Annotated in this window: 10 protein-coding genes; 8 read left to right on the forward strand and 2 right to left on the reverse strand. The window is 72.4% G+C overall.

Annotation, left to right across the window (positions count from 1 at the left end):
• The first annotated feature begins 168 nt into the window (after nt 1-168).
• Together AB0D99_RS06765 and AB0D99_RS06770 are read left to right on the forward strand one after the other, a co-directional pair.
• On the forward strand, nt 169-2,874 hold the full coding sequence (locus AB0D99_RS06765; RefSeq protein ID WP_362357657.1) for an alpha/beta fold hydrolase: 2,706 nt from the start codon (nt 169-171) through the stop codon (nt 2,872-2,874).
• A complete protein-coding gene (locus tag AB0D99_RS06770) occupies nt 2,871-3,737 on the forward strand; it encodes an ABC transporter permease (RefSeq protein ID WP_362357659.1) in 867 nt (288 codons plus the stop codon). Before AB0D99_RS06765 ends, AB0D99_RS06770 begins: the two co-directional genes overlap by 4 nt.
• Before the next feature lie 36 nt (nt 3,738-3,773).
• On the opposite strand, the gene AB0D99_RS06775 is transcribed toward AB0D99_RS06770, so the two are convergent.
• Nucleotides 3,774-4,484 carry a DNA-binding response regulator gene (locus AB0D99_RS06775; RefSeq protein ID WP_362357661.1) on the reverse strand — a complete coding sequence of 237 codons (711 nt, stop codon included), beginning with the start codon at nt 4,482-4,484 and terminating at the stop codon, nt 3,774-3,776.
• Nucleotides 4,485-4,700: 216 nt separating this feature from the next.
• On the opposite strand from AB0D99_RS06775, the gene AB0D99_RS06780 reads away from it, so the two are divergent.
• Together AB0D99_RS06780 and AB0D99_RS06785 are read left to right on the forward strand one after the other, a co-directional pair.
• Nucleotides 4,701-6,239, forward strand: coding sequence for a von Willebrand factor type A domain-containing protein (locus AB0D99_RS06780; protein ID WP_362357663.1), 1,539 nt, complete (start codon nt 4,701-4,703; stop codon nt 6,237-6,239).
• A gap of 46 nt (nt 6,240-6,285) precedes the next feature.
• A complete protein-coding gene (locus AB0D99_RS06785; RefSeq protein WP_362357665.1) occupies nt 6,286-6,753 on the forward strand; it encodes an anthrone oxygenase family protein in 468 nt (155 codons plus the stop codon).
• A 5-nt stretch (nt 6,754-6,758) separates the two neighbouring features.
• Here AB0D99_RS06785 and AB0D99_RS06790 read toward each other — a convergent pair whose 3' ends face one another.
• On the reverse strand, nt 6,759-7,715 hold the full coding sequence (locus tag AB0D99_RS06790; protein WP_362357667.1) for a ScbA/BarX family gamma-butyrolactone biosynthesis protein: 957 nt from the start codon (nt 7,713-7,715) through the stop codon (nt 6,759-6,761).
• A gap of 380 nt (nt 7,716-8,095) precedes the next feature.
• On the opposite strand from AB0D99_RS06790, the gene AB0D99_RS06795 reads away from it, so the two are divergent.
• The 4 genes from AB0D99_RS06795 to AB0D99_RS06810 all read left to right on the forward strand — a co-directional run bounded on the left by AB0D99_RS06795 (nt 8,096) and on the right by AB0D99_RS06810 (nt 11,819).
• A complete protein-coding gene (locus AB0D99_RS06795) occupies nt 8,096-8,770 on the forward strand; it encodes an HAD family phosphatase (protein ID WP_362357719.1) in 675 nt (224 codons plus the stop codon).
• A gap of 134 nt (nt 8,771-8,904) precedes the next feature.
• A complete protein-coding gene (locus AB0D99_RS06800; RefSeq protein WP_362357669.1) occupies nt 8,905-9,675 on the forward strand; it encodes a glucose 1-dehydrogenase in 771 nt (256 codons plus the stop codon).
• Nucleotides 9,676-9,833: 158 nt separating this feature from the next.
• On the forward strand, nt 9,834-10,484 hold the full coding sequence (locus AB0D99_RS06805) for a ScbR family autoregulator-binding transcription factor (RefSeq protein ID WP_362357671.1): 651 nt from the start codon (nt 9,834-9,836) through the stop codon (nt 10,482-10,484).
• 471 nt (nt 10,485-10,955) lie between these two features.
• Entirely contained in the window at nt 10,956-11,819 is an 864-nt protein-coding gene (locus tag AB0D99_RS06810; RefSeq protein WP_362357673.1) for an AfsR/SARP family transcriptional regulator, read from the forward strand.
• Nucleotides 11,820-11,917 lie beyond the last annotated feature (98 nt).

Consider the following 11,917-nt stretch of genomic DNA (forward strand, 5'->3'; position numbering starts at 1 on the left):
GCCCGGCTCGCCTCCGGCCCCCTTCGGCACGCGGCTCACCCGCCCCGGGTCACAGCGCGCGTACCGCGCCTGGTGTACGCGACCGTAGCCCGGTACGACTCCAGGAGGCCCGCGATTTCCGCCCCGGGGCAGCGGTGTCCCACAGACTGTCCGCCTACGCTCGGGGACATGCAGCTCCGACTTCCCCGGTGGGCCGCGGTCACCGCGGCCCTCGCCGTGCTCACGGGCGCCGGCACCTGGACCGCCGTCGCCACGGACGAACCGCCACCCGTGGACCGCGCGGACCGGGTGCTCGACATGCCCGGGGCGCGGATCGACACCTCCTACTACACCTCCGGCGGTGACGAGAAGCGGCCCGCCGTCCTCCTCGGACACGGCTTCGGCGGCTCCAAGGACGACGTCCAGGCCCAGGCCGAGCGGCTCGCCCGCGACGGATACGCCGTCCTGACCTGGTCGGCGCGCGGCTTCGGCGCCTCCAGCGGGCAGATCGGCCTCAACGACCCCGACCACGAGGTCAAGGACGTCCAGCGACTCGTCGACTGGCTCGCCCGGCAGCCCGAGGTCCTGCTGGACAAGGACGGCGACCCGCGCGTCGGCGTCACCGGCGCCTCCTACGGCGGCGCCGTCTCGCTCCTCGCCGCCGGGTACGACAGCCGCGTCGACGCGATCGCCCCCCAGATCACGTACTGGAACCTCGCCGACGCCCTCTTCCCGAACGGCGTCTTCAAGAAGCTCTGGGCCGGCATCTTCTTCTCCGCCGGCAATCAGCCGGGCGGCGCAGGTGACCGGCCGGGCGGCGAAGGCCGGCAGCCCGCCGCCGACCGGCCCGGCGCCAACGGTCCCTGCGGACGGTTCACGCCCGAACTCTGCTCCCTCTACCAGCGCGTCGCCGTCTCCGGGCGGCCCGACGCCGCCGCCCGGACGCTCCTGGAGGCCCGCAGCCCCTCCGCCGTCGGAGAAAGGATCAAGGTCCCGGCCCTGATCGTCCAGGGGCAGACCGACTCCCTCTTCCCGCTCGGCCACGCCGACGCCATGGCCAAGGCGATCAGCGCCAACGGCGCGCCCGTCGCCGTCGACTGGATCGCGGGCGGCCACGACGGCGGCAACCGCGAGACCGAACGCGTCGAGGCCCGGATCAGCGGCTGGTTCGACCGTCACCTCAAGCGGGACGCGGGCGCCGACACCGGGCCCGCGTTCCGTGTCAGCCGCGCCGGCGGAGTCGACTCCACCGACGGACAGGCGCAGCTGCGCGGCGCCGGCTCCGACCACTACCCCGGGCTCTCCGGCGACGCGGGCGACGCGCTGTCCCTGCCGCTGGGCGGCGGCCGCCCGCAGCCCTTCGCCAATCCGGCCGGCGCGGGCCCGCCCGCCATCTCCGCGGTGCCCGGCGTCGGCGGCGGCCTCTCCCAGCTCTCCTCGCTGGGCGTCGGACTCTCCCTCGACTTCCCCGGCCAGCACGCCCGGTTCGCGGCCGAGCCGCTGGCCGAGCCGGTACGGATCACGGGCTCGCCGACGGTCCGCGTCAAGGTCACCTCGGACAGCGCCGACGGTTCCGCCGTGCTGTTCGCCAAGGTCTACGACGTGGGCGCGGACGGACGCGGGCAGGTGCTGCCCTCCCAGCTGGTCACCCCCGTCCGGGTCGAGGACGCGGGCAAGGGCAGGAGCGTCGAGCTGACGCTGCCCGCGATCGACCACGAGATCGAGGCCGGCCACCGGCTGGTGCTGGTGCTCTCCGCCACCGACCTCGGCTACGCCTCCCCGGCCGCACCGGCCGGATACACCGTCGCCGTGGAGAGCCCGCTGACGGTCCCCACCGCGCCCGCCGTGGACACCCAGGCGGCCGTGCTGCCCTGGTGGGTGTGGGGCCTGCCGCTCGCCGGGGCGCTGATCGCCGGCGCGCTGCTCCTCACCGCACGGCGCAGGACCGCGGCCCCCGCCCCGGACCCGGCACTCGCCGCCGTACCGCTGCAGATCACCGGCCTGACGAAGAAGTACGCCAAGTCCTCCGACCGGTACGCCGTACGGGATCTCTCCTTCCGCGTCGAACAGGGGCAGGTCCTCGGTCTGCTCGGACCGAACGGCGCCGGCAAGACCACCACCCTGCGGATGCTGATGGGCCTGATCAGCCCCGACGCCGGTGAGATCCGGGTCTTCGGCCAGGCCATCCGGCCCGGCGCCCCGGTGCTCTCCCGGGTCGGCGCCTTCGTCGAAGGGGCGGGCTTCCTGCCGCACCTGTCCGGGCGCGACAACCTGGAGCTGTACTGGAAGGCCACCGGCCGCCCCGCCGAGGACGCGCACATCGAGGAGGCCCTGGAGATCGCCGGCCTCGGCGACGCGCTCGCCCGCGCCGTACGGACGTACTCGCAGGGCATGAGGCAGCGGCTCGCCATCGCGCAGGCCATGCTGGGCCTGCCGGACCTGCTGATCCTCGACGAACCGACCAACGGACTCGACCCGCCACAGATCCGCGAGATGCGGGACGTGATGATCCGGTACGCCGCCGAGGGCCGGACCGTGATCGTCTCCAGCCACCTCCTCTCGGAGGTCGAGCAGTCCTGCACCCATCTCGTGGTGATGGACCGGGGCCGGCTCGTGCAGGCCGGTCCCGTCGGCGAGATCACCGGCGCCGGGGACACCCTGCTCGTGACGCTCGGGGACACCGTCCCGGACCCGCTCGTCGAGAAGATCGACGCGCTGCCGGGGATCGGCTCGGCCGTACGGACCGAGGGCGGGCTGCTCGTCCGCCTCGACGGGGCCGACGCGACCGTGCTGATCGGCGAACTCGTGCGCCTGGACGTGCCCGTGACCGGTGTGGGTCCGCACCGGCGTCTCGAGGACGCGTTCCTGACCCTGATCGGAGGAGGATCCGCATGAGCACGACCGCAGAACTGGTGGAGACCGCCCCCGGCTACCGGGCGCGCCACACACTGCCACTGCGCGTCGAGGCCGTACGGCAGCTCAAGCGGCGCCGCACCCTGGTCATGGGAGCGGTGCTCGCCGCCCTGCCGTTCGTCCTGATCATCGCCTTCGCCATCGGCGGGGGCCCGGACGGCAACGGGAACGGCCGGATCACGCTGATGGACACGGCGACGGCGTCGGCGGCCAACTTCGCCGCGACGTGTCTCTTCGTCTCGGCCGGCTTCCTGCTCGTCATCCCGGTCGCCCTGTTCTGCGGCGACACCGTGGCCTCGGAGGCGAGCTGGTCCTCGCTGCGCTATCTGCTGGCCGCGCCCGTGCCCCGGGCCCGGCTGCTCTGGTCGAAGCTGGCCGTGGCGCTGGGCTTCAGCGCGGCCGCGATGGTGCTGCTGCCGCTGGTCGCGCTCGCCGCGGGGACGGTCGCCTACGGCTGGGGGCCCCTGCGGCTCCCGACCGGCGGAGCCCTTCCGGCGGCCGAGACCCTGCCCCGGCTGGCCTTGGCCGTCGCGTTCATCTTCGTCTCCCAACTGGTCACCGCAGGGCTCGCCTTCTGGCTCTCCACCCGGACCGACGCCCCGCTGGGCGCCGTCGGCGGAGCGGTCGGACTGACGATCATCGGCAACGTCCTGGACGCCGTCACGGCGCTCGGCTCCTGGCGCGACTTCCTGCCCGCGCACTGGCAGTTCGCCTGGGCGGACGCGCTCCAACCGCAGCTGGAGTGGGGCGGGATGGCCAAGGGCGCGGCGATCTCGGTGACCTACGCGCTGATCCTCTTCGCGCTGGCCTTCCGGGGCTTCGCGCGCAAGGACATCGTGTCCTGACCCCGGGCACGGCAGCGCTCGCCGCCGCCGGGCCCGTCACAACCACCCCCTTCGAGCCGCTTCCGCGCCCGCGCGGAAGCGGCTCGTCGTGCCGAGGGCGTGCAACAGCTCGCCCACCCGTCGGCTGTAGGTCCGGCCGGACATACGGAGGCGGGCGGCGGCCGTCTCGTCCGTGAGGCCGGCGAGGAGCGCCTCCAGCACAGGGCGGAGCTGAGGAGGGAGCTCGCGCGGTGCCGAGGCGGCGCAGGCCAGGTCCTCGCCGGCGTCCCAACTGAGGTGGTGCGTGCGGACCAGGGCCTGCACGACGACCGGGTCGCGGATCAGCAGCAGCCCGTTGTACAGCAGCTCCAGATCGAGCGGGACCGCCGCCACCGTCCGGTCGACGACGATCATCTTGAACGGGATCGAGTCGGTGAGGCGTGCCCGCCCCGGAGCCCCGATCGCGCCCGCCACATGGGGCAGGGCGTGTCGCGGCACGATCCGTCTGACCTCCGGCGCCCGCTCCGCCGCGGCCCGCATGCACGCTCCTGCCAGCTCCAGGAACGGCTCGGGGATCGCACGGCCCACGGAGGCGACCGGGTCGTCGAAGGTCAGCAGCTCGTGCCGCGTCGAGGCGGCGAGCCCGGCCAGCGCGGCGCTGATCCGCCGCGTGCCGCGGACGGGGCGCCCCGGAGGCCGCTGCGCCTCGGGCACCGCTCTGTTCATCGCCGATCGCGCGAGCATCACGGAGCCCGCAGTCTCTGCCACCGCTGACCACCCCCGCCCGATCGGTGTGCCACTCCATGTACTCATGTGACTGCACACGGTGACAACCCCTGTTGAGGAGGATGGCGAGTCCATGCCACGGGAGGCGGCCCCGGCCGCCGTTGCCGCATTGAGATCCATCCGCAACACCTTCGTCTGCTCCGTCCGGCTCCCTCGGACGTCACATTCACAAGTGCTCGAATGCGAGGGGGAGATGACGTGAAACGACTCCACAAGGCGAGGTTCGCCGCCGGAATCCTGGCCGCCGGACTGGTGCTGACCGGCTGCGGGGCCGGCGAGAACGGCACGCGCAGCTCGGACCGGGCCTCCGGCGGCTACCGCGCCCCGGACGCCCGTCCGGACGCGCGCCAGGACGAGGCGCCCGAGGGCGAGCAGCGGTCCCGGCCGCCCGCCGACCGGCTCTCCACCTTCGCCCTGGACGTGGACACCGCCTCGTACGGCTACGCCCGCCGCACCCTCGCCGAGGGCCGGCTGCCCGACCCCGCGTCCGTACGGCCCGAGGAGTTCGTCAACAGCTTCCGGCCGGACTACCCGCGGCCCGAGGGCGACGGCTTCAGCGTGACGATCGACGGGGCGAGGACGGGGGACGACGGCTGGTCGCTCGTCCGGGTCGGCCTCGCCACCGCCGCCGCGGACCGGAAGGGCGAACGCCCGCCCGCCGCCCTGACCTTCGTCGTCGACATCTCCGGATCGATGGCCGAGACCGGACGGCTCGACCTGGTCAAGGAGTCCCTCGGCATCCTCACCGACGAGCTGCGCGACGACGACTCGGTCGCGCTCGTCACCTTCAGCGACGAGGCCGAGACCCGGCTCCCCATGACGAAGGTCAAGGGCCAGCGCGAGCGGATCCACGGCATCGTCGACGAGTTGAGGACCACCTCCTCGACCAATGTGGAGGCCGGCGTCCGCACCGGCTACGACGTCGCGGTCGAGGGACACCGGGAGGGCGCCACCAACCGGGTCGTGCTGCTCTCCGACGCCCTGGCCAACACCGGTGACACCGACGCCCGCTCGATCCTCGACCGGATCGACAAGGAGCGCAGGGAGTACGGGATCACCCTCTTCGGCGTCGGTGTGGGCAGCGACTACGGCGACGCGTTCATGGAGCAGCTGGCGGACAAGGGCGACGGCCACACCACGTACGTCTCCACCGTCGAGCAGGCCCGCAAGGTCTTCGTGGACCAGCTGCCCGCCAACATCGAGCTGCGCGCCCGCGACGCCAAGGCGCAGGTCGCCTTCGACCCGAAGACCGTCGAACGCTTCCGGCTGATCGGCTACGAGAACCGGGAGGTCGCGGACGAGGACTTCCGCAACGACCGGGTCGACGGCGGCGAGGTGGGGGCCGGGCACACGGTCACGGCGCTGTACGCGGTGAAGACGCGGCCCGGGGCCGACGGTCCGCTGGCCACGGCCACGGTCCGCTGGCTCGACCCGAAGAGCCGCGCGCCGCACGAGAACACCGGGAGCGTCGGGACGGGCGCGCTGCGCTCCTCGCTCTGGGGTCCGGGCCACGACAGCCTCCAGCTGACCGCCGTCAGCGCCTACTTCGCCGACCGGCTGCGCCGCGGCGACCTGCCGGGCGCGCCGCGGCTGTCCGAACTGGCGGAGCGCTCGGGGGCGATCGCCGAGCGGTCGGGTTCGAAGGTGGTGCGGGAGCTGACGGAGTCGATCCGGCAGGCGGACAGGCTGCTGGCGGAGCAAGGCGGCGCGGAGTCGGGTGATCCGTACTCCGGGTGATCCACAATCGCTGCGCGGTGGCCGTGTCCCCCGTCATGATGGGGCCATGGCCACCCTGTTGCTCGCTCTCGCCGTCGGATCCACCGGTCTCTACGCCGGGTTCATGCTGATCTTCCTGACCGGGATCATGCCCGCCCTCGCCCGGCTCGGGGACGCGGAGTTCGTCGACGCGATGCGGCGGATCAACGAGTACGTTCCCAAGCCGGTGTTCCTGATCGTCTTCGCGGGGGTCGCGGCCTTCCCGGTCGCCGCGTTCCTCGTGCCGGTCGACGGGCGTTCCGACACCCAGAAGTGGCTGGTCCTGGCCGGTCTCGTGTGTGCCGTGGCCAACCATCTGATCACGATGGGGGGCAACGTTCCGCTGAACAACGCGCTGGCCGCCTCGGAGCGGACGGGGGTGGAACCGTCCGCGGCCCGGGCGGCCTTCGAGAAGCGCTGGAACACCTTCCACGCGGTCCGTACGGTGCTGATCACCGCCGCGTTCGGGCTGCTGATCGCCGCGTCCCTGAACTGACGTGCTCAGGCGGCCGGTTCGGCGACGGTGGTGATGGCGGTGAAGAGGATCTCGTCGTCCTGCCGCCCGGTCACCCGGATCAGCCGCTCCGGGCTGCCGGGGTAGTCCACGGCCGGCTCGGTCTCGATCCAGCAGGGGCTGCCGAATTCGGCGTACCGGTGGAAGGTGGAGTCCATGGCGACCGGCATCGCCGGCCGGCCCGCGGGCGCGAGGGACTGCACGGCCTGGCGGGCCGCCTCCATGAGGACCATGCCGGGGATGTGGTCGCCGGGGTGGTCGAAGAGGACGGGATGCCGGGTGTCGACCCGCAGTCGCCATCGGTCGGCGCGCTCGGTCGGGGTGAGCACGACGTCGAACTCGTCGCTCCGCCCGACGGACCGCGGCTCCACGGGCGGGGTGGGCGGCCGGTGGACGGTCGCGGTCTCGGCGAGGCGGTCGGCGCGCAGTCGGCGGTAGACCTCGGGGCTGGTGCAGGTGTAGCGGGCGTTGCCGGTGGCGAGCGTGCGGCCGCGCTCGCTGATCACGACCTCGTAGCTCAGCCCGGCCAGCCGGCCGGCGCGGCGGCGGATGTCGGTGCAGGTGACGTCGAGGCGCAGATCGGCGGGGGACCCGCCGACGGGCAGCAGCGCGGGCATCACGCGGTAGTTGAGCTCCCACATCAGGAACTGGTGGCCGAGCGGTACGTCGAAGCACGCGTGGGCGAGCAGCGCTCCCACCTGGCGGATCGTTTCGGCGGCCAGCATCGGGTCGTAGTGCGTGCCACCCACCGGACGGAAGAAGGAGTGCCCGCGCGGCCACTGGGCGCTGAGCGTGACGTGCGCCTCGTCCGTGCGGGTCCAGTCGGCGGTGAGGAAGACCTCGGCGAGCGCGGCCCGGTGGACGTACTCGCGGGGAGCCGTCGTGGTGAGACCCCGGAAGGCTTCCGTGTGCACGATGTCGGTCGGGGCGGGCGTCTGCAGCATGAGATCCCTCTGCTAGGGGCCTACTAAGGAGATTCGGGCGATCAGCACCGCGGAAGTTACGAACTCCGGGGTACGTTTCGCAAGCGCGCGGGTACGGTTCTGTCAGGTCGATGCGGGGAAGGGGGGAGGGCCTTCGAGTCCGGTCGCGTTCAATGACGCCTGTCAGAACGGCAGATGTCCGACTCACGAGACCCGAGGGTTCACGAGTGAGGTGGCTTCGGGTATCTTCCAGCTGCCGGAAATCTGTACCGCCAGGTTTGTTTCTCGGATATCCGAGACGCCGGTTCGAGTGGTCGCGTCATGATCTGAGCGATTCGTTCCGATATGCCCGGCCCCGCCGATCGGCTGCCCTTGGAGACTCCGTGGAACCCCTGCGCCAGATGACCGTCGCCGCCGTCAACATCGACGGCGTCCTGCTGAACGACACGTTCAGCCCGGTCATCCACCGGTTCATCACCAGCCGTGGCGGCCACTACGACGCCGAGGTGGAGCGGGAGATCTTCTCCCAGACGCAGCTCACCGCCGCCAAGGCCCTCGGAGCCGCGGCCGGACTGTCCTGGAGTCCCGAGGACGTGCTCGCCGCCTACTTCGAGGAGCGCGCCGCCCATCTGGCCGACCATCCGCTGCGTCTGCTCGACGGCGCCACCGAGCTGCTGGTGCGGCTGCGGGCGCTGGGGCTGCGGACGGTCTGCTACGGCGGACTCGACGCGTCCCACTTCGATCTCCACCTGCGGGACCAGGCGCACCTCTTCGACGCGCCCGGCTATGTGTGCACCAACGACTTCCGGCCCGGGGTGCGCGAGTTGACGCGGGACATCGGGGTCCGCTTCGACCAGATCCTCTTCATCGACGACGTCGCCCGCGTCGCGGAGGCCGCCAAGGAGCTCGGTGTGCCCTTCGTCGGCCACCCGAGCGACTTCGCGCACGGGTTCCAGGGCGAGCTGATGCGCCGGGCGGGAGTGCGGCACGTGGTGCGCTCGCTCGACGAGATCGACGAGACCCTGCTGCGGACCCTCGACGACGAGGCCGCCGCCGGTACGGTCTGGAACCGCTGACCTGTGCCGCATCCACTCGAAGCCGCCGCCCGCGCGGCCGGCCCCGTGATTCCGCCGGGCCCGTCGACGACGACGCGCCCGGCGCCGTACAGCCGGGTGTCCCACATCCAACTGCCGAGGGAGACGACCGTCCCATGACTGCCGACCACCGCCTGCTGCCCCAGAAGGTCGCCCTGATCACCGGAGCGAGCAGCGGAATCGGGGCCGCCGCGGCCCGGGTCTTCGCCCGTGAGGGTGCCCGCGTGGTGCTCGCCGCCCGCCGCGAGGACAGACTCAAGGCCCTGGTGGCCGAGCTGCGCGAACAGGGCGCGGAGGCCGAGTACGTGGTGGCGGACATGACCCGCCGCGAGGACACCCGGGCCGCCGTGGCCCGCGCGGTGGACACCTTCGGAAGGCTCGACGTGGCGTTCAACAACGCCGGGTGGGGCGCCGGCCGCGAGCCGCTGCACGAGATGGACGACGAGCTCTACGACCGGATCCTGGACGTCAACCTGCGCGGGGTCTGGAACTGCCTGCGGGACGAGATCGCCGCGATGCTGACCACCGGCGGCGGCGCGATAGTGAACACCAGCAGCGTCGGCGGACTCCTCGCGACCCCGGTCGCCGCCCCCTACGTGGCCGCCAAGCATGCCGTGGTCGGGCTGACCAAGGCCGCCGCCGCCGAGTACGCGGCCCAGGGGATCCGGATCAACTCCGTGGCGCCCGGCACGACCCGTACCGAAGTGGTCTCCGAGTGGTTCGCCGCGGTGCCCGGGATCGAGGAGGCGCTGCACGCCGCCACCCCGCAGCCGAGGACCGCCGAGCCGGAGGAGATCGCCGAGGCCGCGGCCTGGCTGTGCAGCGACCGATCGTCGTTCGTCACCGGTGCGATCATGCCGGTGGACGGCGGCTTCACGATGGTGTGAGCCGGATGCCGCCCGGCCGAACGGCCTGCGTGCGATGCCTTGTGCCCTCTGCACGTATCCGTCCATACTTGCTGTTTTCGACCGTGAAGTGCGAGCAGGCACGGAGCGAGCGCGTGTGTCCCGTGGGGCATCGGGCTATGAGAGGGACGTGACCCCCAATGGCGAAGCAGGATCGCGCGATTCGGACGCGCCAGGCGATCTTGGAAGCGGCCGCCACCGTCTTCGACGAGCGTGGGTACGAGGCTGCGAAACTCACCGACATCCTCCAGCTCGCCCAGGTCACCAAGGGTGCGCTCTACTTCCACTTCGACTCCAAGGAGGACCTCGCGCACGCGGTGATCGACGCGCAGGTCTCGACCGCGCCCACGCCGATGCCGCAGGTCTCCAAGATGCAGGAGTTCGTCGACATCGGCATGGTGTTCGCGCACCGGCTGACCCACGACGGGCTGCTGCGGGGCAGCGTCAGGCTCACCCTCGACCAGGGCGGCCACGAGCTCAACCGCAGCGGCCCCTACCGGGAGTGGACCGATCTCAATCTGCGGGTGCTCGAAGAGGCCAAGGAGCGGGGTGAACTGCTGCCGCACGCCGACCCGGAGGAGGTGGCGCCGCTCGTGGTGGGCGCCTACGCCGGCCTGAACCTGATGACCCAGGCCCTCGGCAGCAACCGGGCGGACATGGACCGCTGGGCGTCGGCCCTCTACCGCCATGTGCTGCCCAGCATCGCCGTGCCCGCCGTGCTGGCGATGCTCGACATGGAGCCCGGCCGAGGCGCGCGCGCCCTGAGCGCGGCGGAGACGGCGGCCGGCTAGCGGGCGCTCGCGGAGGCGGCCGGCCGGCGGGTGTCGCGGCGGACCCGCCCGCTCCGCCCTGCCCGGGCGGGCCTCCGCGAGCGCCCGCCCGGGCGCCGCGGGACCCACGGGCCGCACGGCGCCCTGTTCGCGCCCTGCCGCGGCCCCGGCCGCCGTCGCCCCGGAGGGGCATTCTGAGGGACGAAACCATACCCGGCTGCCGGTTTTTTGAGGAAGACACGAAGCTGACATCTTCCCGTCGTCTTATATGGGCTTCGTAAAGCGTACCCGTGAGTCCAGATCTTGGACCCGCGGGTGCGCTTCGTTGCGCCCTTCACGGAATCATGATGTCGGCAAAGCGTGGTGAAACGGACAATCTTCCGCGTTCTTTGCTCCCGAGATTCCATACCCGGCGGTTTCTTATTGACATGCCTCCGGGTCTCTTTTCTAATCGTCCAGGGCCAAGCCGTTCACCGACACTGAGGGGGCAAAGTGGACGTCCGGATCCTGGGGGGACTGTCGGTACGCGAGAACGGGGTGTCGATCACTCCGACCGCCGCCGCGCCGCGGCAGCTGCTGGCGCTGCTCGCGGCCCACGCGGACCGGGTCGTTCCCGTGACCGTCCTCATGGAGGAGCTGTGGCCGTCCGGGCCGCCGCGGGGCGCCCGCGTCGAACTCCAGTCCCACATCGTCGATCTCCGGGCGCTCATCACCACGGCGCTCCGCGGGGCCGGGGCGCCGGCGGACGGATCCGACTGGCTGGAGCGCCACACCGCCGAAGCCGTGCTCGTCTCGCTGCCCGGCGGCTACCGGCTCGACACCGGCGGCGGCTCCAGCGACGTGTGGCAGTTCGAGCGGGCCGCGGGCGCCGGCTACCGGGCCATGGAGGCGGGCGACCTCCAGCGGGCGGCGCGCCGACTCTCCGACGCCCTCGCCCTGTGGCGCGGCGAACCGTACGCGGGCGTCGCCGCCGGCCCCCATCTGCGCACGGAGATCGAGCGCCTGGAGCGCTCCCGGCTCAGCGTCCTCGACCAGTGGGTCGAGGCCCAGCTGCGGCTCGGCCGACACTTCGAGATGATCTCCGACCTCTCCGAACTCGTCGCCCGGTACCGCACCAACGAGCCGCTGCACGGCCAGTTCATGGTCGCCCTGCTGCGCTGCGGACGGCAGGACGAGGCCCTGGAGGTCTACCAGCGGCTGCGCACCGGCCTGAAGCGGGAGACGGGCATGGAGCCCTCCGCCCGACTGCGCAGGCTCCAGCGGTCGATCCTCACGGTACGGGACGTGGCCCGGCCGGCCTTCGGCCGCCAGGCGTCCGCGCTGCCCCGGCTCGTGCCCGCGGGATCGCTCGGTTGAGGGGCCGCGTCGCGACGCGTGCCGGAACACCACGAGAGGAGGGGCGGGGGGGGCGACAAGGAGCCCCCCCCCCCACCACCCCGCCCACCCCCCCCACC

The organism is Streptomyces sp. NPDC047971, assembly GCF_040653355.1.
Classification (GTDB): domain Bacteria; phylum Actinomycetota; class Actinomycetes; order Streptomycetales; family Streptomycetaceae; genus Streptomyces.